Origin of the sequence: Vreelandella venusta (assembly GCF_015689495.1) — a bacterium.
In the GTDB taxonomy this organism is placed as follows: domain Bacteria; phylum Pseudomonadota; class Gammaproteobacteria; order Pseudomonadales; family Halomonadaceae; genus Vreelandella; species Vreelandella venusta.
Map to the genome: position 1 here is coordinate 1,353,363 of NZ_CP065135.1, position 25,688 is coordinate 1,379,050.

Below are 25,688 nucleotides of genomic sequence, written 5' to 3' on the forward strand. Positions count from 1 at the left end.
AGAGCTAACAGGAGACACGACATGGCTGATAAACCGCAAAACAGCGCAGGACTCCGTGGTCAAAGCGCCGGTGCTACAGCGCTATGTACGGTGGGTAAAACGGGTTCCGGATTAACCTACCGTGGTTTTGATATTAAAGAACTGGCTGAGAAGGCGAAGTTTGAAGAAGTCGCGTATTTATTACTGAAAGGCAAGCTACCCAATCAAGCCGAGCTTGATAGCTACATTACCAAGCTGAAGGGACTGCGTGGCTTACCTGATGCTTTGAAAACCGTGCTGGAGCAAATTCCTAAAGATGCGCACCCGATGGATGTTATGCGCACCGGTACCTCCATGCTGGGTAACCTGGAGACAGAAGAGAGCTTTGACCAGCAGCAGGATGTCTCTGATCGGCTGTTAGCGGTACTGCCCTCAATTATTTGCTACTGGTACCGTTTTAGCCACGACGGTGTCCGTATTGATACTGAAACCGACGATGCTTCGGTAGGCGGACACTTCTTGCACTTGCTGCGCGGCGAGCCTGCTTCTGAGCTGCATGCGCGGGTTATGAACGTATCGCTGATTCTATACGCCGAGCATGAGTTCAATGCGTCAACGTTCACGGCGCGGGTTTGTGCTTCGACGCTTTCCGATATGCACTCCTGTGTTACCGGTGCGATTGGTTCGTTGCGTGGCCCGCTGCATGGCGGTGCTAACGAAGCGGCCATGGCGATGATCGAGAACTGGGCGTCGCCGGAAGAAGCTGAGCGTGAAATGCTCGGTATGCTGGAGCGCAAAGAGAAAATCATGGGCTTTGGCCATGCCATTTATCGCGAGTCTGACCCGCGTAATGAGATTATCAAAGAGTGGTCTAAGAAGCTTTCTGAAGACGTTGGCGATAGTGTGCTTTACCCCGTTTCTGTGCGCTGTGAAGAAGTCATGTGGCGCGAGAAAAAGCTTTTCTGCAATGCGGACTTCTTCCATGCCAGTGCTTACCACTTCATGGATATTCCTACCAAACTGTTCACGCCAATCTTCGTCATGTCCCGTTTAACGGGGTGGGCAGCGCATGTGTTTGAACAGCGCGCCAATAACCGCATTATTCGCCCCAGCGCCGACTACACTGGTCCTGAGAAGAGCGAGTGGGTGCCCATCGAAGCGCGTGACTAACCCTTAACGGGCCGTGATTAAGTGAGAGGCATTATGAATACGAATTATCGTAAGCCGCTGCCTGGCGTGACGGCAGAGGGGGAGCCGGTAGATTACTTCGACGCGCATCAAGCCGTTGAAGATATCAAGCCCGGCGCCTATGCGACGCTGCCCTACACTTCCAGGGTGTTGGCTGAGCAGTTGGTGCGCCGCTGCGATCCAGCGCTGTTAACCGACGCATTGAAGCAGCTCATCGAGCGCAAGCAAGATTTGGATTTTCCTTGGTACCCAGCACGAGTTGTGTGTCATGACATCCTGGGGCAGACCGCGTTAGTCGACCTTGCTGGTCTAAGGGATGCCATCGCTGAGAAGGGCGGTGACCCGGCTAAAGTGAATCCTGTGGTACCTACGCAGCTGATTGTTGATCACTCCTTGGCCGTTGAGCACGCAGGGTTTGAGAAAGACGCGTTCGAAAAAAACCGCCAGGTGGAAGATCGCCGTAACGATGACCGCTTCCATTTTATTAACTGGACCAAAGTGGCTTTTGAGAATGTCGATGTGATTCCTCCCGGCAACGGCATTATGCACCAGATCAATCTGGAAAAAATGTCGCCGGTGGTGCAGTGCCGTCCTGATGAACAGGGCGTGCCTGTTGCATACCCAGACACCTGTGTGGGTACCGATAGCCACACGCCGATGGTCGATGCGCTGGGTGTTATTTCCGTTGGCGTGGGTGGTCTTGAAGCCGAAAGCGTGATGCTGGGCCGTGCCTCGATGATGCGCCTGCCGGATATCGTTGGTGTAGAGCTCTCTGGCAAACTGCAGCCAGGCATTACCAGCACCGATATGGTGTTAGCGATTACCGAGTTTCTGCGTAAAGAGCGCGTCGTCGGTGCCTACCTGGAGTTTTACGGAGAAGGTGCCGACGCGTTAACCGTAGGTGACCGGGCGACCATTTCCAACATGACGCCAGAGTACGGCGCCACTGCGGCGATGTTCTACATCGACAACCAAACCATTGACTACCTCAAGCTCACGGGGCGTGAGGATGAGCAGGTTGCTCTGGTTGAAGCCTATGCCAAGCACACGGGGCTATGGGCCGATAGCCTAAAAACTGCTGAGTATGAGCGGGTACTGCGCTTTGATCTTTCAAGCGTTAATCGCACCTTGGCTGGGCCTTCCAACCCTCATGCTCATTTGCCTACCTCGGAACTGGCCCAACGCGGGATCGCGATCGACCTGGATAAAGCTAGGGCCGACGAGCAGGCCGGCAGAATGCCAGATGGCGCGGTGATTATCGCCGCGATTACCAGTTGTACGAATACTTCTAACCCGCGCAATATGGTGGCAGCAGGCTTAATTGCTCGCAATGCTAACCGCTTAGGGCTAACCCGCAAACCGTGGGTTAAGTCGTCGCTGGCACCGGGGTCGAAAACCGTCAAGATGTATCTGGAAGAAGCCAAGTTGATGGATGAGCTGGAAACACTTGGCTTTGGTGTTGTGGCGTACGCTTGTACGACCTGTAACGGCATGTCCGGGGCGTTAGATCCAGTCATCCAGAGAGAAATTATCGACCGTGATCTATACGCCACAGCGGTACTTTCCGGTAACCGTAACTTTGACGGGCGCATTCATCCCTATGCAAAGCAGGCATTTTTAGCATCGCCGCCCTTAGTGGTTGCCTACGCCATTGCCGGCACGATTCGCTTTGATATTGAGAAAGACGTGCTGGGCACCGACCATGACGGAAACCCTGTCACGCTAAAAGATATCTGGCCCGACGATAGCGAAATCGATGCGATTGTGAAGGCTGCTGTGAAGCCGGAGCAGTTCCGTCAGACCTATATCCCGATGTTTGACCTCGACAAGAGCGCGCGCGTTCAGGTCAGCCCGCTTTACGAGTGGCGGCCTCAGAGCACCTATATTCGCCGGCCCCCCTACTGGGAAGGCAATATGGCGGCTGAGCGTGGTTTGAAAGGTATGCGTCCGCTGGCGATTTTGCCGGACAATATCACCACCGACCATTTGTCGCCTTCTAACGCGATTATGCTAGACAGCGCAGCAGGTGAGTATCTGCACAAGATGGGCCTGCCTGAGGAGGACTTTAACTCCTACGCGACCCACCGTGGCGATCATTTAACTGCCCAGCGGGCGACGTTGGCGAACCCCAAGCTGTTCAATGAAATGGTCCACGACGAGCAGGGCAATGTGCTGCAGGGGTCGTTGGCACGGGTTGAGCCAGAGGGCACCGTGACGCGGATGTGGGAAGCCATTGAGACGTATATGGCGCGTAAACAGCCGCTGATTATTATTGCCGGTGCGGATTATGGCCAGGGTTCCTCGCGTGACTGGGCGGCGAAAGGTGTTGCGCTAGCGGGTGTTGAAGCCATTGTGGCCGAGGGCTTTGAGCGTATTCACCGTACCAATTTAATTGGTATGGGCGTGATGCCGCTGCAGTTTGAAGAGGGCACCACACGTAAAACCTTAGCGCTGGACGGTACCGAAGTCTTCGACGTAGAGGGCACTCCTCAGCCCCGCACCAAGCTAACGCTGGTTATTCATCGTCAAAATGGTACCACTGAACGTGTGCCGGTGATCTGCCGTATTGATACCGCCGAAGAGGTCACGATTTACTCTGCCGGTGGGGTCTTGCAGCGTTTTGCCCAAGACTTTCTTGAGTCCACCACGGCTTAGCCAAATTGGCGTGTAACACAGCGCCAAGGCGATTAATGAAAGAGCCCGCCGCTAAGCGCCGGGCTCTTTTTTCGGCATGCGTTAGTGAACATAGCCAATGATAGTTGTCATTGAGCATGTTCAGGCATCGTCATTGAAAATGGTTAGGGAGCGTTATTTATGTCTCATGTTGGACAAATTAGTATTCCTGCGACGTATATGCGCGGTGGCACCAGCAAAGGGGTGTTTTTCACCTTGAGCAACTTGCCCGAGGCGGCGAGAGTGCCAGGCGAGGTGCGAGATAAGCTGCTGATGAGGGTGATTGGTAGCCCAGACCCCTATGAAAAGCAGATCGATGGGATGGGAGGGGCAACCTCAAGTACCAGTAAGACGGTGATTCTTTCCAAGAGTGAGTCGCCAGATCACGACGTCGACTACCTGTTTGGCCAGGTTTCAATTGATAAGCCGTTTGTGGATTGGAGCGGCAACTGTGGCAACTTATCGGCAGCCGTAGGTCCTTATGCGATTGCTAATGGGTTAGTTGATCCCACAAAAATACCGCAAAACGGTGTCGCTGAAGTGCGTATTTGGCAGGTCAATATCGGTAAAACCATCGTCTCTCAAGTGCCTATTGTTGATGGACAAGTGCAGGAGACGGGCGATTTTGAGCTAGATGGTGTGACCTTTCCTGCTGCAGAGATCCCTGTGGCCTTTATGGATCCTGCGGATGGTGAGGGAGCAATTTTCCCAACCGGGAACTTGGTCGATGACTTGGACGTGCCTGGGGTTGGCGTTTTAAAAGCGACGTTGATAAATGCGGGTATTCCCACCGTGTTTGTGAATGCTCAGGACATTGGGTATACCGGCTGTGAACTGCAGGAAGCGATTAACAGCGATGCCAATGCACTCTCCATGTTTGAGACCATTCGTGCCCATGCTGCGGTACGTATGGGATTGATTAAGCATGTTGATGAAGCGGCCAGCCGACAGCACACACCGAAGGTGGCTTTCGTTGCCCCGCCTTCCAGCTACACGGCATCCAGTGGCAAAGCGGTGAGTGCGGAAAACATCGATCTTGTGGTAAGGGCGCTGTCCATGGGTAAACTGCACCACGCAATGATGGGTACCGCAGCGGTTGCCATCGGCGCGGCAGCAGCTATTCAAGGCACGTTAGTGAATTTAGCCGCAGGTGGTGAGAAGCGTGAAGCAGTAACCTTTGGACATCCTTCTGGCTCGTTGCGGGTAGGTGCAAAAGCAAGCCTGATTGATGGGCGTTGGCAGATTGATCAAGCTGTCATGAGCCGTAGCGCGCGGGTGTTAATGGAAGGTTGTGTACGCATACCCGCTGATAGCTTTTAATAGTATTCGCGGGTGAATACTAGATGACGCCTTGCCGCCGTTTTGGGAATGCCCTAAACGGCGGCTTCAGCCTAGAGTGGTGTAAGTTTTATACTTATCTTTGCTTTAGCGATTTACTCTTCAATCGCTACTTGATCGCGCATACGATCAACAGTGGCGGGGCCAATGCCGCTAACGCGGGTAAGATCATCTACATTAGCAAACGCGCCATTATTTTCGCGCTCTTCTATAATCGCGGCCGCACGGCTGGGGCCGATGCCAGGTAACTCAGCAAGCAGCTCAGCATCTGCTGTATTCACATTAATAGGCGCGATGTCTTGTGCCAATGTAAGGCCAGAAACCCCTAAGCTTAGGCTCAATAGCAGTGCAGCCAATAGTCCTTTTAGCGTTATTTTCATTGTTAATATCCTCATAGATTTCCCTAAAGCCGCCTTTCCCATCGGTTGTTGTACTTGGAGTGATAGGCTGTGGCGGTTTGCGTATGCAATAAGGTTGACTGTTCCTTCAATACCTTTTGCCTTAATTAAACTAATACGTTTATAGGAGGTAGGCTGTAAGACATTAACGATGGTATTTGTAAGATTTTTGCTCTCTGATAATGGTTAATCACTTACACAGTAGGGCCGAGATGGCTGTTATAATGCTGTCAAATGAAAAATGGAGTTAAGCGCAGTGTCTACTGATACCCCGTTGATTATCGCGTTGGATTATTCCTCTCTGGATGCCGCTTTATGCATGGCAGATCAGCTTGACCCTAAGCGCTGTCGGGTAAAGGTGGGTAAAGAGCTGTTTACGCGCAGTGGCCCTGCGGTACTGGAAGCTTTGCACGGCCGTGGTTTTGAAATTTTTTTAGATTTAAAATTTCATGATATTCCCAACACGGTGGCAGGTGCGGTGCAAGCGGCAGCTGAGCAAGGCGTGTGGATGGTTAATGTGCATGCTTCCGGCGGGCGCAAGATGATGGAAGCGGCCGCTAAGCGTTTAGATGATCATAGGCTGAATACGCATCTTATTGCCGTCACAGTGCTAACCAGCATGCAAGCTGAAGATCTGCATGAGGTAGGTATAGCTGTAACGCCGGAGGAGCATGTATTGCGTTTAGCCGCATTAACTCAGCAGAGCGGGTTGGGTGGTGTTGTCTGTTCAGCCCAAGAGGCAGCGCAAATCAAGGCGCTCTGTGGCAACGACTTTTTGAAGGTAACTCCTGGAATACGCCCAAGCTTTGCAGCGGCTAATGACCAACAGCGCATTATGACACCCAGTGATGCGCTGAATGCTGGTAGTACGCACTTAGTGATTGGGCGGCCGGTAACACAGGCGGCAGAGCCAATGATGGCGCTAGCAGCCATAGAAGCTGAACTGGCTGGCTGACTGACGGTACTACCGCTTACTCGCCATCAACCCCGGTAATGGGCTTAATGGTGCCCCAGCGGCGGCAGCTAGGACATTGCCACGCCAAGCTGTCGCTGGCAAAGCCGCAGCGACGGCAGCGATGGCGGGCTTTGCCCTCTAAAAGGGCATTGGTATGGTGCTTAAGTAACAGCAAGCGCGTGTCAGGCGGGGTTTTACCGCTTAAGCGTTGGCTTTCATGATAAAGATCGATTAAGTAATCGAGCCCCCCCAGGCTGGGTGCCTCCCTTAGCCACTCGCCCGTTTGCTCAATAGCACTATCTACACCATCTCTTTGATGAACGAGCTCTCCGAGGGCGATAATAATGCTGGTGTACGGTGCTTGACCCAGTAGCCGATAAAGATGCGTTTCAAATCCTTGAATATCGTTATTGCGTTCATAGGCATGCTGAAGGGTGGGCAGCATAGTGGGGATATGGGCAATATCCTGCTGGGGAATGTGGTTTAGGTGCTCAATGGCACGTGTGTAATGCCCATTATCCATCTCCAGCTCGGCCAGCATTAGCGTCGCACGGACGCATCGCTCATCCAACTGAAGCGCTTTTTTTAAGTGCTTGCGGGCGATCGCGCGACTTGCTTGATGTATCTCTTCCTGGGCAAGTTCGCATAGCCAGTGAGCAGCAGGTCGCTGCATGCCGGGCTGTTGCTTAAACAGTGATTGGGCCACGTCAAGCGCTTCCTGCCAGTCTTTTTCGCGCTCAAGTAAATCAATCAGTAACCGCTTGGCTTCCTGGCGGTAGAGATCATTGGCTGATTTATCCAGCAGTGCTCTCAGCATTCGCTGGGCGCGGTCGTGCACGCCTAGCGCCATAAAGTCACGTGCTAGCTCAAGCTGTACATGTTCGTTAGTACTGGTGGAAAGGGCGGGGCGAGCAAGTAGGTTTTGATGAATGCTAACGGCTTTATCTGCTTCACCGCGTGCGCGAAACAGCTTGCCGAGCGCTATGTGGGTTTCCACAGTATCGCTATTGACATCCAATGCGTTGACAAACGTATTGATAGCTTCGTCGGGCTGCTCATTGAGCAGGTAATTCAGCCCGACAAAGTACTCTCTCGATAAGCCTGATGGGCGAGAGTCGTGAGTGCGCTGGCGGCGGCGGGAGGCGTGACGAACACCCAGGCCAAAGCCGATGGCAATGGCTGCCAGTAGAACGCCTAGCAGCACGACATCATACATTTAAGCCAGTTCCTTAAGCTCCTGAGTGCGTAGGCGGTCTAGCTCTTTGCGCTGTTGCTTATTGTGTCGTTCACTTCGTGCTAGCTGCGCTTTAAGGCGTACGTAAACACCTAGCATGGCAAGCATGCCTAAAATAACGCCGCAAGTTAATGTGGCAAGCAGCCAAACAGAGAGTGACACAGGCGGCAGTTCTGCCCAAATCAGGTTTAAGGCAATGGTTTGTTGGTTGTTGACGGCAAATAAAATGCCCACCAGTAGAACAACCAGCAATATGACGGCCAGAATCAGCCCTTTGATCCAACGCATGAGAGTTTCCTAGTCAGTGACGTTCATAATGGCTCTATTGTGTATGAGTCGTGGCGCGGCGTCATCCCACATTAAGTCGGATAACAAGATCAAAAGAGCCTTGCTATTGGCAACGCCGGGCTTGTGTAGCCTCGGTTAGCGCATTAATAGCCAAGTGCGCGGCTGGCATCTACCTGTTCGCGCAACTCTTTGCCCGGTTTGAAGTGCGGCACATACTTGCCGTCCAGGTCGACCGGGTCTCCTGTTTTAGGGTTGCGCCCAACACGAGGCTCTCGGTAGTGTAGCGAAAAACTGCCGAAACCTCGGATTTCAACCCGCCCCCCGCTAGCAAGAGCATCGGTCATATCGTCTAAAATAATACGCACCGCCGTTTCTACTTCTTTGGCGGATAGCTCCGGTTGACGCATCGCAATTTGTTCGATTAGTTCAGATTTGGTCATCGGTTGGCTCCCTGCGAACTTTAATGGCCGTGACGCGCTTGCGACCTCGATAACAACAGAGTCAGCATACTGCGCATAACAGGATAAAACAATTCAGATAAAACAAGGTACTAGAATGAATATCAGCATAGGCGAAGTGAGGCGCTGGCGCGACCCTGTGGCTTAGGTATACTGGCGACTCATTTTGTAACTGGAGAGGCTGACGTTGAACGACGATACTTCCCCTGCAGCCATATTGCGTAAACGGCTTTATTGGCACTCTCGCCGTGGCATGTGGGAGCTTGACCTGCTGCTGATACCGTTTCTTGAGCACCGCTTTGATCAGCTGAGTGAAGATGAGCAGTTAGCCTATCAGCGCTTAATTGAGGAAGAGGATCAAGATCTCTTTGGGTGGTTAATGCGTCGTGAATGGCCCGAGGAGCCATCATTAAAGCACATCGTACAGATGATCGTAGCGCATGCAGAAAATACCGATAACTCTGCTTATCGCACGCTCTAAAATTCAGTGCGCTTTCCACGCATCCTTGGCATTTGGGCTGTGTGCGGTGACGGCGTGGCTTATTAGCCCATGGATAGCGTTGCTTGCGGCTGTGATTGCGATACTGATGCTGGGTCGTGAGTATCGCTATCAACCCATGGGCGAGTTAAGAGTTTCGAAAAGCGGCCATCAGTTAAGTGCGCAATGGCTATCGAAAGAGGGTGAGCTTGAAAACGTACAGCCTGTTAACGCTGATTACGTGGGGCCTTGGTTAATTGGGCTGCATGTCGGGCCGCAACGTCTTTGGTTGTGGCCAGATAGCTTGCCAGCACACAGTCAGCGTGCTCTGCGGCGTTTATGCCATCGTCCTGGGCGATAGCTGTTCAAGAGACATTTCGGAAGCTGCTGTGTTTTCTTGGTGCTCAGGCCAGTCCAGAGAGTAGTGCAGCCCTCGTGATTCATGTCGCTGAAGCGCTGCCAATACGGTCAGTTTTGCAAGCCACAGTGCTTGCTGTAAACGCACGCTCTCTGGGTGGCTGTGCTTGCCAGCGGTGCTTTCAAAAGCGTTGTTAGAGCTTTTCTTAGCGCTGTCGGTAACACCGTCAAGACTGTTGTTTAGAATGTCGTTAAGCTGCGTCTCAAGTGCGTTCAGCTTGTGATGAGCGGCCTTTAGCCCCTGATTGCTGCGAACAATCGAAACATGCTGGCTCATTGTTGCCCGTAGTTCGCTACGAATAGTCGCCAAGGCTTCCAAAGTGGAGGGTGACCACTGCTGGTCTGGTAGCGGTATTGCATTTTGAGTATCGCTGGGCGTTTCTTTGGGGACAGTTGGGTGTGTCTGCGCACGTTTTTCCTGCGTGAGTAAGTGCCTTGCGCAGCTTCTGGCGTATACCAGGCACTCCAATAGTGAGTTGCTAGCCATGCGATTTGCGCCATGTAAACCCGTGTAAGCAATCTCGCCGACCGCATAGAGGTTGGTGACGTGAGTGGCGCCGCGCTGGTCTGTAGCCACACCGCCACAGCTGTAGTGAGCCGCAGGCACTACTGGGATGGGTTGGCGGGTTATATCAATTCCCCGAGAGGCGCAGTGTGCCAAAATAGTAGGGAAGTGGTGGCGAATAGCGCTTGCTCCAAGATGGCTGATATCTAGCCACACATGCCCTTGGCTGCTTTGTTGGATTTGTGAGTCGATAGCTCGAGCAACGACGTCCCTGGGAGCTAGCTCGGCACGAGAATCGATATCGGGCATAAATCGATGGCCGGCCTCATTTAGCAGGTGCCCGCCTTCTCCTCGTACGGCTTCGCTAATTAAAAAAGCAGGTCCTTCTGGGTCAAACAGGCAGGTCGGATGAAACTGCTGAAACTCAAGATTCATCAGTTTCGCGCCCAGCTCAGCAGCCATCACCATGCCTTCCCCACTGCTTGGTGATGGGGTGGTGGTGTGTCGATAAAGGCCACTTGCACCGCCTGTTGCTAGTACGATGTGCTTGGCAAGCAGTGTTTGTTGATGCTGCTGTTGATCTACGCCTTCCGCGCCAATGCAGCGGCCTGTGGTATCGCTGATTAAGTGCAGGATGGTCAAGTCACTGCGCTGAGTAATATTGGGGTGAGAAGTGACTTTTTCGTATAGCGTGTCGACTACCGCGCGTCCCGTCGCATCGTCAGCGTGAATAATACGGCGTGCATTGTGGCCGCCTTCCCGTGTTAAATGATAAGGGTAGCGGGCGCTTGGGTCTGGATCCGGCGTAAAAGGGACGCCGTTGTCGATTAGCCACTGAATAGCATCTGGGCCGTGTGTCACGGTAAATCGAACAGCCTGTTCATCACATAGACCATCGCCAGCAATGAGCGTATCACGCACATGGGCGTCCAGATCGTCGTCTGGTGAGAGTACGGCGGCTATTCCACCTTGCGCCCAGCGGCTGGCCCCCTGGTCATCCAGAGCGGGCCTAACCAGGGTTACCGAAAGGTGGTCAGCAACTTCAAGGGCTAAGGTTAGGCCGGCGACGCCGCCGCCGATGACAAGTACGTCGGATGTTGGCGAGCTCATGGGGCCGGATCCTCTTTTACATTCAAACGCGGTAGGTGCTTTTTCGCACGCTGTAGGCAGCAGGGAAGGCATCATAGCGTGACTGTTGCCACTTGGCGATGAGGGGCTGTGAAAAATTGCTTTCAGCGCATAGCGATAGCGGCTAAGCGCTCTAATGCGATGGTCGGGAGAGGACTAACTGTTTAACAACCGGATAAAATAGAAGGGGAAAAGAAAAGGGTGATCAAAAAATTGAAGAGCCTTGTAAGAAGCACAAAAAACGCTTCTCTAGCGCTCTTAAAACAATATGGGAAACGTTTACTGCTGAAGGAAGGGGAGATGCTAATTAGATATGGTGCCCGGAGCCGGACTTGAACCGGCACGGAGTTGCCTCCGAGAGATTTTAAGTCTCTTGCGTCTACCAATTTCGCCATCCGGGCAGTGCATCGCAGGAATATTGCTATTCATCGCCACACTTAAATGGAGGCTGGAGTCGGAATCGAACCGGCGTACACGGAGTTGCAGTCCGCTGCATAACCACTCTGCCATCCAGCCTAACAAGTCATTGGAGCGAGAAAGTAGATTAGATCGGGCTGGCGTTCCAGCTCACGGCCCTCTCTTGCTTTACTGCGCTATCCAAGTTGGAGCGGGAAAGGAGATTCGAACTCCCGACCCTCGCCTTGGCAAGGCGATGCTCTACCACTGAGCTATTCCCGCTTGACTCGAGGGCGAATTATACGCATCGCTACGCGCTTGTCAATTAATGAATTTGTCAGAAGGTTCAATCGTCTAGAGAGTCGTTCACATGGAACGACTTAGGTGAGGCCAAGCGGCTTTAAGGTATTGTGCCATTGACCACAGCGTAAGAATGGCTGCTGCGTAAAGAACAACCACACCTAATAGCGCGAACTCGTGTCCGGGAGGGAAGGCCAGGAGTATGAGCAAGGCAACCATCTGCAGTGTTGTTTTAAGCTTACCAATCCAGGAAACCGCAACCATGCCTCGCTTGCCCATTTCGGCCATCCACTCACGCAGTGCCGAAATGACGATTTCGCGGCCGATAATGACCAGCGCGGGCAGTGTTAATATCAGGGTGTCAAAGCGCTCAATAAGTAACGCCAGTGCAACCGCGACCATCAATTTGTCAGCCACAGGATCAAGAAACGCGCCAAACGGCGTTGATTGATTCCAGCGGCGGGCTAAGTAGCCATCTAGCCAGTCGGTGATGGATGCTAGTGCAAATAAGCCTGCAGCGACTGGCATACTCCAACTGAAAGGTAGGTAAAAAAGCACTACTAACAGTGGAATAAAAACGATTCTTGCCAGAGTAAGTATGTTGGGTATATTCATCGCGGGGCGCGATCCTTGCCGGAGAGTCATGGAAGACGGAGTGTAGTGGGGGATATTCTATCCCCCTTGGTGCTTAGCATCCATGCTAACAGTAGGTTTATCCATTTAGAGCTTGGTAAATTGTCTCAGCGAGCGATGAATTAATGCCAGGTACGCGCGCCAACTCATCGCGGCTAGCCTTTTGAACGCCCTGCAAGCCACCGAAGAAGCGTAATAGTTCGCGGCGTCTTTTGGGGCCAATGCCGGGAATGTCTTGAAGTGTAGAGGTGCGGCGTGCTTTGTCGCGTTGGGCGCGGTGGCCGGCGATAGCAAAACGGTGAGATTCATCGCGTATATGCTGAATTAAATGTAATGCCGGCGAAGCTGGGTCAAGGGGTAATGGGTTATCAGTGGTTTCTAAAAAGAGCGTTTCCAGGCCGGCTTTGCGGGTGGTGCCTTTAGCGACACCGAGTAAAATGATATCGGTAACCGCTAGCTCGTTTAACACACCGCGAGCCATGTTTAGCTGACCTTTGCCGCCATCGACGATCAAAATATCAGGTGCCACTGCCTCGCCACTTTTCACTCGTTTAAGGCGGCGTGTTAGTGCTTGTTGCATGGCCGCATAGTCATCGCCTGCAGCGACGCCTTCAATGCGGAAGTGGCGGTAATCGCTCTTGCGTGGGCCCTGATGATCAAATACGACACAGGAAGCAACGGTTGCTTCTCCGTGGCTGTGGCTGATGTCAAAACACTCAAGGCGCTGGGGTGTTTTGTCCAATGCGAGTGCTTTCTGAAGAGCTTCAAATCGCTGAGTAAGCTGGGTTTTGTTAGCCAACTGCGCATCAAGCTGTTGCTCTGCGTTGGTCATAGCCAGATGCTGCCACTGGGCGCGATGCCCTCGAACTTGGCTGGTGACGCGAACACGTTTACCTGCTTGCTGTGAGAGTGCGTCGGCAATCAGTGGGCTATCTTCAAGTGGGTGACTGGTAATTACTTCACTGGGCACGTTGTGGGGCTGGCCAAAGTAGTACTGGCTAACGACTTCCGTCAACAGCATCTCCGGTGGCAGGTCGAGATCGTTTTTAGGTGTGTGATGACGGGCGCCCAGCAAGCGCCCATCACGAACGCTAAGTATTGATATGCCTAATGCCCCGGGGCGTTGTGCCAGCGCAAAGACGTCGGCATCACCGCTTTCGTTATCGACAAACTGGCGTTGCTGTAACTGGCGCAGCTGCTGTATCTGGTCGCGTAACCTGGCTGCTTCTTCAAAATTTAAGGCGCGGCTGGCCGTTTCCATCTCCTCGCTAAGGAGCTGAGTAACGTGCTCGCTTTTACCTTCAAGGCACATCACTGCATGCTCAACATCGCGTCGGTAATCTGCTTCCGAAATGAAGTCAACGCAAGGCGCGCTACAACGCTGAATTTGGTATTGCAAACACGGCCGAGAGCGGTGGGCAAACACGCTATCTTCACAGTTGCGTATGCGAAAAATCTTTTGCATTAGCGCTAGGCTTTCTTTCACCGCTCCGCTACTTGGATAAGGGCCTAAATAGCGCCCATCCCCTCTACGCTGTCGCGCACGTTTATACTCGAGCGCAGGGTAAGCGTGCTGATCGGTGACAAATACGAAGGGGTAAGACTTATCGTCTCTTAGTAAAATGTTATAGGGCGGGCGCAGTTCTTTTATGAGCGTTTGCTCTAGTAGCAAGGCCTCTGTTTCGCTACGGGTGACGGTGATTTGGATATCTGCAATTCGTGCCACCATTGCCTGGGTTTTGGTATTAAGCTGGCCACGGAAATAACTAGCAAGCCGAGCTTTTAGTCGCTTGGCTTTGCCGACATAGAGAGTGTTGCTGTGTTCGTCCAGCATCCTATAAACACCGGGCGAGGCACTGACAGAGCTTAAAAATTGCTTGGCATCAAAAGTCATGGCTGGATATCGGCGCTTCTGGGCAACGGAAGCTGCGATGGTAGGTCTATCCCAGCATGGCGTCAAAGCCCTCAACCAAACCATGACGTAGTGCCAAGTGGGTAAGCTCTACATCGGTGGCGACCTCTAGTTTGTCAAATAGCCGATAGCGATAGGTGTTCACTGTTTTGGGACTAAGGTGCAAGCGGTCTGAAATATCCTGGACACGCTGACAGTTGACAATCATAAGGGCGATTTGTAGCTCACGGTGCGACAGGTGTCTAAACGGATTGTCTTCGTCAGTAAAGTGGGAAAGCGCCAACCGCTGGGCGATTTCTTGGCTGACGTAGCGCTTTCCGTGAAAGACTTGGCGGATCGCATCGGTCATTTCTGACGTGTCAGCGCCTTTGCTAAGAAAGCCAATTGCGCCTGCTTCCAGCATGAGCCGCAACGCACTATCTTCAATGTGGGCGGTTAATATGAGTACTTTAACGTCTTCCATTGTTCTATGGATACGGCGAGTAGCTTCGAGCCCGCCGATGCCTGGCATACGAATATCCATCACGACAATGTCAGGTTTTAAGCGACGGCATTGAGCCACTGCGCTTTCGCCATCGTCGACCTCGCCTACGACTTTAATGTCGCACTCTTCGTTTAGCAGGTGAGCAATGCTGGTTCTCACTAGGTGATGATCATCGGCGATTAAAACTTTGATCAAGGCGCAGGCTCCTGCATGAAATCATCGTAGTGGTGGGCGTAACCCGTGTTGCATAATATAGAGTGCCACAGCTCTAACCAAAGGAGAATTTAGTTGATAGTTGTTCATGATTAGCTTGACGCTAAGCAAATTACTGGCGTAGTATCTTGCCGCTGCCTAAAGAGTGGTTCAAAAAAGCGGCATGTAAAACTATGTGGGGCCTTAGCTCAGCTGGGAGAGCGCAACACTGGCAGTGTTGAGGTCAGCGGTTCGATCCCGCTAGGCTCCACCATTTTACAGACTCAAAGAATTCAAAAAAATGCCCCGTTATTATCAATAGCGGGGCATTTTTTATGCTTATGATTTTCAATTGATCGTTCGTGGGAGGGGCGCTGTTAGGCGGCCGCGTGGCTGAAAACTTGGGCTTAGAAAGCCTGTGTTAGCAGCGCACTTACCCTCAGGCGCTACTTGTTGTCACTAATTTTGCCAAGCAGCAAGAATTCGATTAGCGCCTTCTGTGCATGTAGGCGATTCCCTGCTTCTTGCCATACGACAGCGCGTGGATCGTCCAATAGAGTAGTGCTGATCTCTTCGCCACGGTGGGCAGGCAGGCAGTGGAGGAAAAGCACATCAGGTTGCGCGCTATCAAGCATTGCCTCAGTGACCTGGAAGCCTGCAAAATCTGCTTCGCGCTTAGCTTGCTCCTCTTCCTGCCCCATAGATGCCCACACATCTGTCGTGATCAGGTCGGCGTCTTTGGCAGCCTCTTGGGGATCGTGAAGCAGCGTTACGCAGTCACCGGCAGCTTCCATAATGTCCGCGCGAGGTTCGTAGCCTTTGGGGCAACACACACGTAATTTAAAACCAAACTGACGGGCGGCATTGATCCAGGAGTGGCACATGTTATTGCCATCACCGATCCAAACCGCCGTGCGTCCTTCCACACTGCCCCGCAGCTCAGTCCAGGTCATCACATCTGCCAGCAGCTGGCAAGGATGGTAGTCGTCACTTAGCGCGTTAATTACGGGTACGCTGCTGGCATTGGCATAGGCTTCTAAGCCTGCGTGTGAAAAGGTGCGAATCATTACAGCATCAACCATTTCGGACAGCACGCGGGCGGTGTCTTCAATCGGCTCTCCACGCCCTAGCTGAGTGTCGCGGGGAGAGAGAAAGAGGGCGTGCCCGCCGAACTGCGCCATACCGGTTTCAAACGAAACGCGGGTGCGAGTCGATGATTTTTCAAAAATCATCGCCAGCGTGCGGTTAGGCAGTGGCGTATAGATGGGGCCGTTAGCCTTGAGCTCGGTTTTGATCTTAATCGCACGCTGAATCAGGTACGCCAGCTCATCTGGGGTTAAATCCAGCAAGGTTAAGAAATGGCGTGTCGCCATGATGGTATCTCTCCGCGCAAAAACACTATCCTAGCGATGCGGCGGGGGATGCGCAACGCGCTCGGCATGCGTAGAATGACGACCCACATAGTAAGGCCGAGTAGTTTGCTCAAGTATTAGACTGTGTAGCAACAAAAGGTAATCTTCGGTTTTAAGGGTTAAAGCGAGTTAACGAATTGCGTAGACTGGCGAGATAACATCACTTGTTTTAGGAGCACATCATGAGTACAACTGCCGAAAATATTCAGCGCCAAATTAGTGAAAACCCCATTCTTATCTACATGAAAGGCACTCCCCAACTGCCGCAGTGTGGTTTTTCTGCACAAACGGTGCAGGCGCTGATGGGCTGCGGCGAGCGTTTTGCCTTTGTTAACGTGCTGGATAATCCAGATATTCGCGCTGAGCTGCCAAAAATTGCTAACTGGCCGACTTTTCCGCAGCTTTGGGTGGAAGGCGAATTGGTTGGCGGCTGCGATATCGTGATCGAGATGCATCAAAGTGGTGAGCTCGAAAAGTTGATCAAAGAAGCTGCCCAGCGTGCTGGCGCTGCTGAAAGCGATAACAACGCTTAACGTTTATTGCCCTATGTCGCTTGGTCTGGTGGGCCGCTGGTCTATTGGGCTGAGCGGTTGGCGGGCTGCAGCGCAGCCGCTAGAATGGTGTCCTTTTAGCATCGACAGTTAGCCCGCCAAAGGAAGTAATGCTCAATGAGCTATCAGGTTCTGGCCCGCAAATGGCGGCCGCGTACATTCCACGAGCTCGTGGGCCAGGCCCATGTTCAGCGCGCCTTGGTCAATGCACTCGACCAAGGCCGCCTTCACCATGCCTACCTATTTACGGGGACTCGCGGGGTGGGCAAGACCACCCTGGCGCGTATCCTGGCTAAATGCCTTAACTGCACCGCAAATGGCCGTGGTGATGAGGGAATCACCTCGACGCCTTGCGGTCAGTGCGACAGCTGTCGCGCGATTGATGAAGGTCGATTTGTTGACTTGATCGAAGTCGATGCTGCCTCGCGGACAAAGGTTGAAGATACCCGAGAACTGCTCGATAACGTGCAATATGCGCCAACGCAAGGGCGCTATAAGGTGTACCTGATTGACGAGGTGCACATGTTGTCGACCAGCAGTTTCAATGCGTTGCTTAAAACGCTGGAAGAGCCGCCGCCCCATGTGAAGTTTTTGCTGGCCACCACCGATCCGCAAAAGCTGCCTGCCACCGTCCTATCCCGCTGTCTTCAGTTCACGCTTAAGCATATGCCCCCTGAGCGGGTGGTAGAGCACCTAACCTATGTGTTGGGAGAGGAAGGGGTCGAGTATGATGAGAGTGCTCTGTGGCTGCTAGGGAAGGCCGCAGAAGGCTCTATGCGCGATGCAATGAGCCTGACCGATCAAGCCATTGCCTTTGGCCAGGGGGCGATTCGCCATGCGGATGTTGCTGCCATGCTGGGCACCTTGGATCATCGTCATGTGTTGGCGCTGGTAGAAGCACTGGCTGATGTTGATGTTCAGCGCCTGTTAGCCGAGGTTGCCCAGTTATCGGAGCAGGGGCCTGATTTTGCAGCAGTATTGGATGAATTAAGTGCAGTTCTGCATCGCTTGGCCGTGGCGCAGATGGTGCCTGATGCCGTTGATAATAGCCACGGTGATCGAGCGCTTATTCAACAATTAGCGAGCCGCTTTACTGCCGAAGATATTCAGCTCTATTACCAGATCGGCATTCAAGGTCGCGGCGACATGGTGCATGCGCCTGATCTACGCAGTGCGCTGGAAATGACGCTGTTGCGAATGCTGGCGTTTCGCCCCCAGGGCGTGCCAAAGCCTGCTGCCACACCACTTCCGCTGCGCCGCGAACCTTCTAGTGACGCTGTTTCCCAAGCAACGGTACCGCATGAGCCTGTTTCTCACGAGCCTGCTGCTCAGGTAGCTGTCTCTGAGGATAGCGACGCACCTGAAACAGTCTCTGCTCATGAGCCAGCGGCAAAAAAGCCTGAGCCTGCGCTGCCGAGCAATCAGGCAACAATGCCTGACTCAGCCGCGGTGCAGGCGAGTGCTGCTTCGGATATAACTGAAGAGTTAAGCGCGTCTGACGCTGTTTCATCAGAGCAAGCACCACCTTGGTCACTTGACGAGGTGGAAAGTGCTGCCATGCTCTCGCCAGAGCCAGAGCCAGAGCCAGAGCCAGAGCCAGAGCCAGAGCCAGAGCCAGAGCCAGAGCCAGAGCCAGAGCCAGAGCCAGAGCCAGAGCCAGAGCCAGAGCCAGAGCCAGAGCCAGAGCCAGAGCCAGAGCCAGAGCCAGAGCCAGAGCCAGAGCCAGAGCCAGAGCCAGTCTCCAATGAGGTGTCTGCCAACAGCCAAGTCGTTTCTGACGGCCGTTTAGACCATGCTGGCTGGCTGGCATGCTTTAGTGCCCTTGGGCTAGGCGGTCTTACCCGTAATTTGGCAGCACATTGTCAGCTTGAAAACGATGATGGCCATACGGTGGTGTTGCGGCTTGACCCTAGTCAATCCGCTATGCAGGCCGATGTTCACAATAGTCGTATTGAACGCGCGCTAAGCAGTTATGGGTTGCCTCGACGTATCGAGTTTACGGTAGCTGATTTAGCACCTGAGCTCGAAACGCCGCGTCAGCAGGAAGAGCGCCAGCAGAAAGAGCGCCACTCGTTGGCTGTTGATCTATTACACCGCGACCCCAATATACAGAAGCTACAGCAGGCATTTGGGGCTACTCTCATTGAGTCAACCGTTAAGCCCACGTCTGACAAGCGCTCATAGCCGCTGACAGTTGACTCGCGATGCTTATTTTTTATTCCTTCAGGAGATAACCGCATGTTTAAAGGTGGAATGGGCAACATAATGAAGCAAGCCCAAGAGATGCAGGAAAAGATGCAGCAGATTCAAGAAGAAGCTGCTAAAGCGGAAGTACATGGCGAAGCGGGCGCCGGTATGGTGAAAATCACCATGAACGGCCGTCACGATGTTACCAATGTCACTATCGATCCCAGCGTTCTTGAAGAAGACAAAGAGCTGTTGGAAGATTTGCTCGCTGCTGCGGTGAATGATGCTGTTCGTAAAGTAGAAGCAAACTCCAAAGCGAAAATGGAAGAAGCGACGGCAGGCTTAAACTTGCCGCCTGGCTTCAAGATGCCGTTCTAAGCATGCGCTTTTCCCCGCTTGTTGAGCAACTGATGGACGCTTTTCGTGTGTTGCCGGGCGTTGGGCCAAAAACGGCTCAACGCATGGCGATGCATTTGCTAGAACGCGAGCGCCCAGGAGGGCAACGGTTGGCAGCGGTAATTCAGCAGGCCATTGAAGAAGTTGGTTATTGCCAGCGCTGCCGAACGTTGACTGAAGCGGATATCTGCGCGCTGTGCGAAAGTCCCCGCCGTGATGATGCGTTGCTGTGTGTCGTTGAGTCGCCTGCTGATCAGCTTGCTATTGAAGAGGCGGGGGGCTTCCAAGGGCGCTATTTTGTCTTACATGGTCATCTTTCGCCGCTGGACGGCATTGGTCCAGATGCCATTGGATTGGATCTATTGGAAAGCCGCGTAGCAGAAGGCAATATTCGCGAAATCGTGCTTGCCACCAATCCCACTGTAGAAGGTGAGGCAACCGCGCACTTCATTGCCGCCCAGCTTGCCCACTACGGTGTCTCTTTTTCGCGACTCGCCTATGGTGTGCCCATGGGCGGAGAGCTTGAGTATGTAGACGGTGGTACGCTAAGCCGCGCCTTTAATGGTCGCCAGCCTTTCGCCAGCGATTGACCCTTATAAAAAACGCAAGCGCTTTTGCGATTGTGCCAACCCGGAAGTTTGCTTTGTCCTCTTTAGCCCCCCAGTTGTATCAATGGATTGATAGTGCCGACGCCTTAGATGCTGCATGCGAGCAGGTCGCTGGTGCCAGTGTGATTGCCCTAGATACTGAGTTTTTCCGTGAAAATACGTTTTTTCCGGTGCCAGCGCTTATTCAGTTCACCGCCGGCGACATGGCGTATTTAGTGGATCCGGTGAGCACGCCTTGCACCGCTGCTTTTGGTGATTTGTTGCAAAATAGTGCTATCAAATTACTGCATGCCTGCAGCGAAGACCTCGAGGTTTTCCAGCACTGGGCTGGCGTATTGCCAGCACCGCTCATCGATACACAAGTTGCTCAGGCTTTTTTGGGGGAAACTCCCGGCATGGGCTATCAAAAATTGGTAGAGCACTGGATGGGGGAAACGCTGCCTAAAGAAGAGACGCGTTCCAACTGGTTAGAGCGCCCCTTGACGCCCTCCCAGTGTGAATATGCGGCGTTAGATGTTATCTATTTGCTGAAGGTCTGGGAGTTTCAAGCAGAGAAACTTGAGCAATTAGGGCGGCGCGAGTGGCTAAACGAGGAGTGTGCCAGTCTTATTGAGCAGGCAGGCCGCAGCGTCGAGAGCGATGGCCAATGGTATACGCGCCAGCGGCAGCTATGGCGTCTTGATCCTCGCCAGCTTGAAGCCTACCGCTTAATGACCATTTGGCGGGAAGGGGAAACCCGCCGTCGGGATTTACCGCGTAATTGGTTGGTTAGCGATAAGCTGTTGTTCGCGGTGGCTGAAAAAATGCCTAAAAATCGTTATGAGCTAGCAGACGTTGAAGGGGTTAAGCTGCCCCTGGTTAAAAAAGAGGGCGATACGCTGTTGTCGCTGGTGAAACAGGCTCAGCATTGCCCCGAAGGTGATTTGCCTGCGCGCTGGCCAGACCCGATGCATCCGGTGTTTAAACGGCGCTTTAAAGCACTTAAAAAGGTAGTGACTGAGAAGGCTGCTGAGCTACAAATAGCGCCCGAAATGTTACTGCGGCGGCGAGATATTGAGGCGCTCGTGATGCAGCGGCTTGCAAATCAGCCATTAACGACACTCGGCGGTTGGCGTCATACCTATTTAGCTCAAGAAATTCATCAGGCGCTTGAGGAGTCAGCGTAATGAGCGAGAAACTGCTTTGTGAGATTTTAAAAAGCTCACGCAAAGACGAAATGTATCTCTACATAGATAAGCAGAAAGGGGTGTCATCCGTACCCGATGCATTAATGGATACCTTCGGTAAGCCAGTGCCGGTGCTGACAATGATACTAACCGCTGATAAAAAGCTGGCTCGGGTAAATGCTGCTGATGTGATGGAGGCAATCCAAGAGCAAGGTTTTTACCTGCAAATGCCGCCGGCGAAAGAAGCCTATTTGCTGGATATTCACCGCGCACAGGCAGCTAGCCGCGAATGAACGTAATGAGCTTCTTGCCATGAGCATTTTGCTATGAGCGTTTTGCCATGAACTTTCTTGCCCATGCTTGGCTTGCCCATCCTGGCAGTGATGAGTTTCTGTACGGAAATTTGATTGCTGACGGTGTGAAGGGGCAAGACTTAACGGCTTGGTCGCCAGATGTTGCTAGCGGCATACGGCATCATCGCCGTGTGGATGCTTGGATTGATCGGCATCCAAACGTTTTAGAGGCCAAGCAGCGCGCGCCACGTGCTCAGCGGCGTTACGCCGGTATCGCGTTAGATATCGTGTGGGATCATTTTCTTGCTCGTCAGCAGGCGGGAGAGCAGCAGCACCAGTTAATCGAGCGCTGCTATCAGCTGTTACAGGCTTGGCCTGCACCGCAACGGTTGTCTACCATGATGCCGCTGCTGGTTAAGCATGATTGGCTACACCGATACGCTGATTTTGACTTTACCTGTCGCGCAGTAGCCGGCGTGGGTCAACGGCTATCAGGGCCGAACCGCTTAGCCGAGTTAGTGCCTTGGCTCTACCAGGACTATGCATGCTTAGCCGCCGACTTTGCCGTGTTATGGCAAGAGTGCCGAGTTACGCTAACCAGCAGCGGTGGAACTGCGGAGGGTGAGGATATTCAGACATGTTGAAAGTAAAGGGAATCAATGATGGTAGCGGCCATGCGTGAACGCTTCTGGGAAAGATATTCGCTAGAAGAATTAACGCCCCAAGAGTGGGAGGCGCTATGCGATGGCTGTGGCCAGTGTTGCTTGTTGAAGCTCCACGACGATGAAACGCAAGAATTGGCGGTGCTTAACGTTGCCTGTCGGTTGCTGGATATTCACAGTTGCCAGTGCAGTGACTATGAAAATCGTTTCGATAGCGTACCCGACTGTACCCAACTGACGCCTGAGCTCGTCAAAGAGTTTACCTGGCTGCCGCACACATGTGGTTATCGGCGTGTTGCTGAAGGGCGCAAGCTAGCAGGATGGCATCCGCTGCTGAGTAATGATGCTGAGCGCGTTCACCGGAAGGGCGTGAGCGTAAGAAGCTTTGCGGTTTCCCAAGATGACGTGCCCGAGCGCCTTTTGGAAGAGCATATTATCGCTGTATTGCCGATGTCCTAAACCTAACTGTTGCCCTCCCTGGCATGCTCATTAACCGCTGGCTAACGGTCATAACGTTAGCTGGCGGTTTTGCTTTTTGTGCTATCCCAAATGGTTGAAAACGCTTCTTTAAGCGGCGAGGGCTGTGGCTTCGCTGTGGTTTCTCGCGTCGCTGTTTGATCGGTTGGCGCTGTTGTCTTTAGCGGGGTATCCCAAATGGTTGGAAACTGTTCCTGGTAGCTCATGGTGTGCTCCTAATTCTGCTGGTTAGACGTTTGTCTATAAAACTAATAGATAGTATGACGTAAAAATAATTTTATGGAAATGCTTTCCATAAAATTATTTTTCACAAAAAAAAAGCAGCGCCTGGGCGCTGCCTGAATGCTATTTTGGAACTTGCACTGTTTGTTGATAAGTAACTATTGCGCTTGCTTTGCCGTATCCATGGGGGCTAGCCCGAGTGCCCACAGAATAAATGCGTCTTGGCGAGCCGTATCTCGCCAAGCTTTGAACCTGCCGGATGCGCCGCCGTGGCCGCTAGTCATGTCGGTGTGAAGCAGTACAGGAGCATTGCCTTGCTGCGCCTCGCTAACGCGGGCATAAAATTTGGCAGGCTCCCAGTAACTAACACGGGTATCAAACCAGTTGCCCTCTATCCATAGCGCTGGGTAGTGCTGGGCGCGTATGTTGTCGATAGGTGAGTAGCCAGCGATACGCTCAGCGACTTCCGGGTCTTCAGGATTGCCCCACTCACTATACTCGGCGGTGGTAAGCGGTAACTCTGGGTTCTGCATGGTACGGAGCACATCCAGAAATGGTACCTCCAATACCGCTGCGCAAAATGCCTCAGGTTTACGGTTGATGCAGGTGCCGACTAGCAAGCCGCCTGCGCTTGCCCCACAAGCCACTATCCGTGCTGGCTGGCTAAGCCCCTCGTTTACTAGCGCCTCTCGGGCAGCTAAGAAGTCGTTAAAGCTATTCTCTTTATAAGCCATTTTGCCCTTTAGATACCACGGTTCGCCTCGCTCACCGCCGCCGCGTACGTGGGCGACTGCAAAGGCTGCGCCACGTTCCAGTAGTTCGAGCCGAGCAATTGAGAACCAGGGATCAAGTGCTTCACCATAGGCACCATATCCATACAGCAGCGTGGGCAGTGGTTGGCCGGCTAAGTCAGCGCGCATGACAATGGATACTGGCACGCGTTCGCCATCAGCGCTGGTTGCCCATATACGTTGGCTGACTAATTGATCTGGCTGCAGTTGGCCATAAATGGGCACTTGCTTAAGTAGCGTACGTTCACCGCTATTCAGGTTTAGCGCATACCAGCTGGGAGGGCGAGTAAACGACTCTTCGCGTAGATGTACGGTATTGGAATCGAAGTGTGGCGAATCTTCTAGCAACTGCGAGCAGGGCGTTTCAGGTAGCTCTATATGCTTATCTAGTGTGAGGCTGTGATCTTTATCTAGCACTAAGCGGCGTAATATAACCTGGGCATCACGATGGCTTCGCTCGGCGATGATTAGCCCCCATGCAAACGCATCGACCCCTTCTAGGGTAGTGTCTTCACGGTGGGCTATCAGCGACTTCCACTCGGCAGTAGGGTTACTGAGCTGAGCAGTGCTTGTGAAGTCGAGTTGAAAATGCGGGCCGGCGAGATTTTGTAAGCGATAAAACGTACCAGGGCGATGATCAATGCTCACTTCAACCCCTGCCTGGCGGGCATGTAGGCACATCGGGGAAGCATGGGGCTGGTCTGCCGGCACGGCATGGATTTCTGTTGTATCTTTCGAACCGCTTTCAATCAAAAGCCATGCTTTCGAGCGCGTTTTGCCAATCCCAATCCAGAACTCCGAATCGTTCTCACGCATTACTAAGCTTGGTTCTGCAAGGCTCTCTGACGTTGAAAACGGTATCCACACACGCCAGATGGAGTCCGGACGCTGAGTATCATCAAAGCGTGTAAATAGCAGCGTTGCGCCGTTGGTTGTCTCATCCTCTGCCCAGCATACGCTAGGGCCAATATCGCTTAGTAGTTGCTGAGGTTTTCCGTCAGGTAGTGCTTTTAACCACAGTGTAAAGCGCTCGTCGCCTTGGGTATCTTCCGTCCAGGCAAGCCACTGCTCATTCGGGGAAAGTGCCATGTCGCCCATGTCATAAAAAGGCTGATCGGCGGCACGCTCACGTACGTCAAGAAAGCACTCGTGAGCATCGGGCTGGTTGTTTGGGTGGCGCCACCAGCAGGGGTAGTCATCTTCGGCGGCAGTCGTGCTCCAGAACGTAAAGTGGTCAAGCGCTGTCTTAAGGCTGGTTATTGCCAATTCACGACGCGCTAAGTGGCTTTGATAAAGTGTTTCAGCAAGCGGCCGTAAAGGAGCAAACCATTCATCATGCTGGTGGTTCGCGGCTGCTAAAAAAAGCGATACGTCAGGCGCATCACGCTCTTCTAACCAGTGCCATTCTGGAGAATTAGCGCGATAATAATGTGTGACAGGCGAGCCTTCGTGCTTATCAGGCTGTGCTTTCATAAATTGATAGGTACCATAACGGGAAATCAACGTCGGGTGTCTCCACCCACATGAGGGGTATTATGCTGTTTGAAGACTCAATGTCACTGCTGTGGTCAAGTTATTACGTTCTTTCACTGGTTGTACTGGTTGCTGTCTACTTTGCGCTAGCTTTCTTGCCTCGCCTACCGCGTTTGGTGATTACTTGGTGTGTGGCGGGGGCGATGTGGATACCTGCAGGATATCAGTTACCGTTAGTAGAAGAGGGTGAGTTTTATACCGGCTGGGCACCGGCTGCCATGGTGTCTGCGGTTGCTTTTCTTGAGAATAGCACCAGTGCACTACGGGGTGGTTTGCTGTGGCTGACTTTAGGCATTGCCTTAGGCGCATGTGTTGGCATTGCCCTGTGGTGGTGGCGTAGGCCAGAACCTTATGACGATGTGTCTCAGCATCAGTCCCAGGAAGAAGATCCTCAGCCAACCCGGCGCCGGGAACCAGTGATTAACTAATGCGAG

At 52.8% G+C, this 25,688-nt stretch carries 26 protein-coding genes and 4 tRNA genes; 16 read left to right on the forward strand and 14 right to left on the reverse strand.

The genetic code is table 11. The features are described from left to right. Window positions 1-21: 21 nt before the first annotated feature. From prpC to prpF, 3 genes are all read left to right on the forward strand, one after another. Window positions 22-1,149, forward strand: coding sequence for a bifunctional 2-methylcitrate synthase/citrate synthase (gene prpC, locus IR195_RS06360; RefSeq protein ID WP_125746809.1), 1,128 nt, complete (start codon window positions 22-24; stop codon window positions 1,147-1,149). Window positions 1,150-1,182: 33 nt separating this feature from the next. Continuing rightward, window positions 1,183-3,822 (forward strand): Fe/S-dependent 2-methylisocitrate dehydratase AcnD, encoded by a 2,640-nt coding sequence (acnD, locus tag IR195_RS06365; RefSeq protein ID WP_206049047.1) that lies wholly within the window; start codon window positions 1,183-1,185, stop codon window positions 3,820-3,822. Between the two features lie 159 nt (window positions 3,823-3,981). Further along, window positions 3,982-5,160 (forward strand): 2-methylaconitate cis-trans isomerase PrpF, encoded by a 1,179-nt coding sequence (prpF, locus tag IR195_RS06370; protein WP_206049048.1) that lies wholly within the window; start codon window positions 3,982-3,984, stop codon window positions 5,158-5,160. A 113-nt stretch (window positions 5,161-5,273) separates the two neighbouring features. On the opposite strand, the gene IR195_RS06375 is transcribed toward prpF, so the two are convergent. Next, window positions 5,274-5,558 carry a ComEA family DNA-binding protein gene (locus IR195_RS06375; protein WP_125746815.1) on the reverse strand — a complete coding sequence of 95 codons (285 nt, stop codon included), beginning with the start codon at window positions 5,556-5,558 and terminating at the stop codon, window positions 5,274-5,276. 274 nt (window positions 5,559-5,832) lie between these two features. Here IR195_RS06375 and pyrF point away from each other — a divergent pair, with 274 nt between their 5' ends. Next, a complete protein-coding gene (gene pyrF, locus IR195_RS06380) occupies window positions 5,833-6,531 on the forward strand; it encodes an orotidine-5'-phosphate decarboxylase (protein ID WP_125746817.1) in 699 nt (232 codons plus the stop codon). A 16-nt stretch (window positions 6,532-6,547) separates the two neighbouring features. Here the strand turns inward: pyrF and lapB are convergent, their stop codons facing one another. From lapB to IR195_RS06395, 3 genes are all read right to left on the reverse strand, one after another. Further along, window positions 6,548-7,747, reverse strand: a complete 1,200-nt coding sequence (gene lapB / locus IR195_RS06385; RefSeq protein WP_206049049.1) for a lipopolysaccharide assembly protein LapB — start codon at window positions 7,745-7,747, stop codon at window positions 6,548-6,550. After that, on the reverse strand, window positions 7,748-8,053 hold the full coding sequence (locus IR195_RS06390; RefSeq protein ID WP_125746821.1) for a lipopolysaccharide assembly protein LapA domain-containing protein: 306 nt from the start codon (window positions 8,051-8,053) through the stop codon (window positions 7,748-7,750). Window positions 8,054-8,196: 143 nt separating this feature from the next. Then, on the reverse strand, window positions 8,197-8,493 hold the full coding sequence (locus IR195_RS06395; protein ID WP_009722715.1) for an integration host factor subunit beta: 297 nt from the start codon (window positions 8,491-8,493) through the stop codon (window positions 8,197-8,199). 205 nt (window positions 8,494-8,698) lie between these two features. On the opposite strand from IR195_RS06395, the gene IR195_RS06400 reads away from it, so the two are divergent. Together IR195_RS06400 and IR195_RS06405 are read left to right on the forward strand one after the other, a co-directional pair. Beyond that, window positions 8,699-8,992 carry an FAD assembly factor SdhE gene (locus IR195_RS06400; RefSeq protein ID WP_125746823.1) on the forward strand — a complete coding sequence of 98 codons (294 nt, stop codon included), beginning with the start codon at window positions 8,699-8,701 and terminating at the stop codon, window positions 8,990-8,992. After that, window positions 8,952-9,350, forward strand: a complete 399-nt coding sequence (locus tag IR195_RS06405) for a protein YgfX (protein WP_241006804.1) — start codon at window positions 8,952-8,954, stop codon at window positions 9,348-9,350. Before IR195_RS06400 ends, IR195_RS06405 begins: the two co-directional genes overlap by 41 nt. Here IR195_RS06405 and nadB read toward each other — a convergent pair. The 7 genes from nadB to uvrY form a co-directional block, all read right to left on the reverse strand. After that, entirely contained in the window at window positions 9,327-11,021 is a 1,695-nt protein-coding gene (gene nadB / locus IR195_RS06410; RefSeq protein ID WP_206049050.1) for an L-aspartate oxidase, read from the reverse strand. The two genes, IR195_RS06405 and nadB, sit on opposite strands and share 24 nt — an antisense overlap. A gap of 332 nt (window positions 11,022-11,353) precedes the next feature. Next, window positions 11,354-11,440: transfer RNA gene (locus tag IR195_RS06415), tRNA-Leu, on the reverse strand. A 41-nt stretch (window positions 11,441-11,481) separates the two neighbouring features. Beyond that, window positions 11,482-11,555 (reverse strand) — tRNA-Cys (locus IR195_RS06420). Between the two features lie 87 nt (window positions 11,556-11,642). Beyond that, a tRNA-Gly gene (locus IR195_RS06425) sits at window positions 11,643-11,717 on the reverse strand. A gap of 84 nt (window positions 11,718-11,801) precedes the next feature. After that, entirely contained in the window at window positions 11,802-12,350 is a 549-nt protein-coding gene (gene pgsA / locus IR195_RS06430; RefSeq protein ID WP_125746826.1) for a CDP-diacylglycerol--glycerol-3-phosphate 3-phosphatidyltransferase, read from the reverse strand. 97 nt (window positions 12,351-12,447) lie between these two features. After that, window positions 12,448-14,262, reverse strand: coding sequence for an excinuclease ABC subunit UvrC (gene uvrC, locus IR195_RS06435; protein WP_206049051.1), 1,815 nt, complete (start codon window positions 14,260-14,262; stop codon window positions 12,448-12,450). A 46-nt stretch (window positions 14,263-14,308) separates the two neighbouring features. Then, window positions 14,309-14,959, reverse strand: a complete 651-nt coding sequence (gene uvrY / locus IR195_RS06440; protein ID WP_038482893.1) for a UvrY/SirA/GacA family response regulator transcription factor — start codon at window positions 14,957-14,959, stop codon at window positions 14,309-14,311. A gap of 195 nt (window positions 14,960-15,154) precedes the next feature. Here uvrY and IR195_RS06445 point away from each other — a divergent pair. Then, window positions 15,155-15,230: transfer RNA gene (locus IR195_RS06445), tRNA-Ala, on the forward strand. A gap of 172 nt (window positions 15,231-15,402) precedes the next feature. Here the strand turns inward: IR195_RS06445 and argF are convergent. Then, window positions 15,403-16,329 (reverse strand): ornithine carbamoyltransferase, encoded by a 927-nt coding sequence (argF, locus tag IR195_RS06450; protein ID WP_206049052.1) that lies wholly within the window; start codon window positions 16,327-16,329, stop codon window positions 15,403-15,405. 221 nt (window positions 16,330-16,550) lie between these two features. On the opposite strand from argF, the gene grxD reads away from it, so the two are divergent. From grxD to IR195_RS06490, 8 genes are all read left to right on the forward strand, one after another. Continuing rightward, window positions 16,551-16,901, forward strand: a complete 351-nt coding sequence (gene grxD, locus IR195_RS06455; RefSeq protein WP_038482899.1) for a Grx4 family monothiol glutaredoxin — start codon at window positions 16,551-16,553, stop codon at window positions 16,899-16,901. A 135-nt stretch (window positions 16,902-17,036) separates the two neighbouring features. Further along, window positions 17,037-19,103 (forward strand): DNA polymerase III subunit gamma/tau, encoded by a 2,067-nt coding sequence (gene dnaX / locus IR195_RS06460; protein ID WP_206049053.1) that lies wholly within the window; start codon window positions 17,037-17,039, stop codon window positions 19,101-19,103. A gap of 54 nt (window positions 19,104-19,157) precedes the next feature. Beyond that, window positions 19,158-19,484, forward strand: coding sequence for a YbaB/EbfC family nucleoid-associated protein (locus IR195_RS06465; RefSeq protein ID WP_038482905.1), 327 nt, complete (start codon window positions 19,158-19,160; stop codon window positions 19,482-19,484). Between the two features lie 2 nt (window positions 19,485-19,486). Then, on the forward strand, window positions 19,487-20,092 hold the full coding sequence (recR, locus tag IR195_RS06470) for a recombination mediator RecR (RefSeq protein ID WP_125746835.1): 606 nt from the start codon (window positions 19,487-19,489) through the stop codon (window positions 20,090-20,092). A 53-nt stretch (window positions 20,093-20,145) separates the two neighbouring features. Continuing rightward, entirely contained in the window at window positions 20,146-21,276 is a 1,131-nt protein-coding gene (gene rnd, locus IR195_RS06475) for a ribonuclease D (RefSeq protein WP_206049054.1), read from the forward strand. Then, the gene (locus tag IR195_RS06480) at window positions 21,276-21,569 is read left to right on the forward strand and encodes a YcgL domain-containing protein (protein WP_125746839.1); all 294 of its coding nucleotides are present in this window, start codon (window positions 21,276-21,278) and stop codon (window positions 21,567-21,569) included. Before rnd ends, IR195_RS06480 begins: the two co-directional genes overlap by 1 nt. A 47-nt stretch (window positions 21,570-21,616) precedes the next feature. Next, window positions 21,617-22,213, forward strand: a complete 597-nt coding sequence (locus IR195_RS06485; RefSeq protein WP_206049055.1) for an acyl carrier protein phosphodiesterase — start codon at window positions 21,617-21,619, stop codon at window positions 22,211-22,213. An 18-nt stretch (window positions 22,214-22,231) separates the two neighbouring features. Beyond that, a complete protein-coding gene (locus tag IR195_RS06490; protein WP_038482916.1) occupies window positions 22,232-22,690 on the forward strand; it encodes a YcgN family cysteine cluster protein in 459 nt (152 codons plus the stop codon). 56 nt (window positions 22,691-22,746) lie between these two features. Here IR195_RS06490 and IR195_RS06495 read toward each other — a convergent pair whose 3' ends face one another. Both IR195_RS06495 and IR195_RS06500 read right to left on the reverse strand, forming a co-directional pair. Continuing rightward, window positions 22,747-22,914, reverse strand: coding sequence for a hypothetical protein (locus IR195_RS06495; protein ID WP_206049056.1), 168 nt, complete (start codon window positions 22,912-22,914; stop codon window positions 22,747-22,749). Between the two features lie 174 nt (window positions 22,915-23,088). Next, a complete protein-coding gene (locus tag IR195_RS06500) occupies window positions 23,089-25,194 on the reverse strand; it encodes a S9 family peptidase (RefSeq protein WP_206049057.1) in 2,106 nt (701 codons plus the stop codon). Between the two features lie 62 nt (window positions 25,195-25,256). Here IR195_RS06500 and IR195_RS06505 point away from each other — a divergent pair, with 62 nt between their 5' ends. Further along, window positions 25,257-25,682, forward strand: coding sequence for a hypothetical protein (locus IR195_RS06505; protein WP_206049058.1), 426 nt, complete (start codon window positions 25,257-25,259; stop codon window positions 25,680-25,682). Window positions 25,683-25,688: the final 6 nt, after the last annotated feature.

Coding starts and splice junctions, on each gene's coding strand:
- acnD (WP_206049047.1), top strand. CDS start 1,183: ATGAATACGAATTATCGTAAGCCGCTGCCTGGCGTGACGGCAGAGGGG.
- pgsA (WP_125746826.1), bottom strand. CDS start 12,350: ATGAATATACCCAACATACTTACTCTGGCAAGAATCGTTTTTATTCCA.
- IR195_RS06485 (WP_206049055.1), top strand. CDS start 21,617: ATGAACTTTCTTGCCCATGCTTGGCTTGCCCATCCTGGCAGTGATGAG.
- IR195_RS06405 (WP_241006804.1), top strand. CDS start 8,952: ATGCAGAAAATACCGATAACTCTGCTTATCGCACGCTCTAAAATTCAG.
- argF (WP_206049052.1), bottom strand. CDS start 16,329: ATGGCGACACGCCATTTCTTAACCTTGCTGGATTTAACCCCAGATGAG.
- IR195_RS06490 (WP_038482916.1), top strand. CDS start 22,232: ATGGTAGCGGCCATGCGTGAACGCTTCTGGGAAAGATATTCGCTAGAA.
- IR195_RS06375 (WP_125746815.1), bottom strand. CDS start 5,558: ATGAAAATAACGCTAAAAGGACTATTGGCTGCACTGCTATTGAGCCTA.
- IR195_RS06390 (WP_125746821.1), bottom strand. CDS start 8,053: ATGCGTTGGATCAAAGGGCTGATTCTGGCCGTCATATTGCTGGTTGTT.
- prpC (WP_125746809.1), top strand. CDS start 22: ATGGCTGATAAACCGCAAAACAGCGCAGGACTCCGTGGTCAAAGCGCC.
- IR195_RS06480 (WP_125746839.1), top strand. CDS start 21,276: ATGAGCGAGAAACTGCTTTGTGAGATTTTAAAAAGCTCACGCAAAGAC.
- recR (WP_125746835.1), top strand. CDS start 19,487: ATGCGCTTTTCCCCGCTTGTTGAGCAACTGATGGACGCTTTTCGTGTG.
- prpF (WP_206049048.1), top strand. CDS start 3,982: ATGTCTCATGTTGGACAAATTAGTATTCCTGCGACGTATATGCGCGGT.
- IR195_RS06395 (WP_009722715.1), bottom strand. CDS start 8,493: ATGACCAAATCTGAACTAATCGAACAAATTGCGATGCGTCAACCGGAG.
- IR195_RS06465 (WP_038482905.1), top strand. CDS start 19,158: ATGTTTAAAGGTGGAATGGGCAACATAATGAAGCAAGCCCAAGAGATG.
- uvrC (WP_206049051.1), bottom strand. CDS start 14,262: ATGACTTTTGATGCCAAGCAATTTTTAAGCTCTGTCAGTGCCTCGCCC.
- dnaX (WP_206049053.1), top strand. CDS start 17,037: ATGAGCTATCAGGTTCTGGCCCGCAAATGGCGGCCGCGTACATTCCAC.
- IR195_RS06495 (WP_206049056.1), bottom strand. CDS start 22,914: ATGAGCTACCAGGAACAGTTTCCAACCATTTGGGATACCCCGCTAAAG.
- lapB (WP_206049049.1), bottom strand. CDS start 7,747: ATGTATGATGTCGTGCTGCTAGGCGTTCTACTGGCAGCCATTGCCATC.
- IR195_RS06500 (WP_206049057.1), bottom strand. CDS start 25,194: ATGAAAGCACAGCCTGATAAGCACGAAGGCTCGCCTGTCACACATTAT.
- nadB (WP_206049050.1), bottom strand. CDS start 11,021: ATGAGCTCGCCAACATCCGACGTACTTGTCATCGGCGGCGGCGTCGCC.
- IR195_RS06505 (WP_206049058.1), top strand. CDS start 25,257: ATGCTGTTTGAAGACTCAATGTCACTGCTGTGGTCAAGTTATTACGTT.
- grxD (WP_038482899.1), top strand. CDS start 16,551: ATGAGTACAACTGCCGAAAATATTCAGCGCCAAATTAGTGAAAACCCC.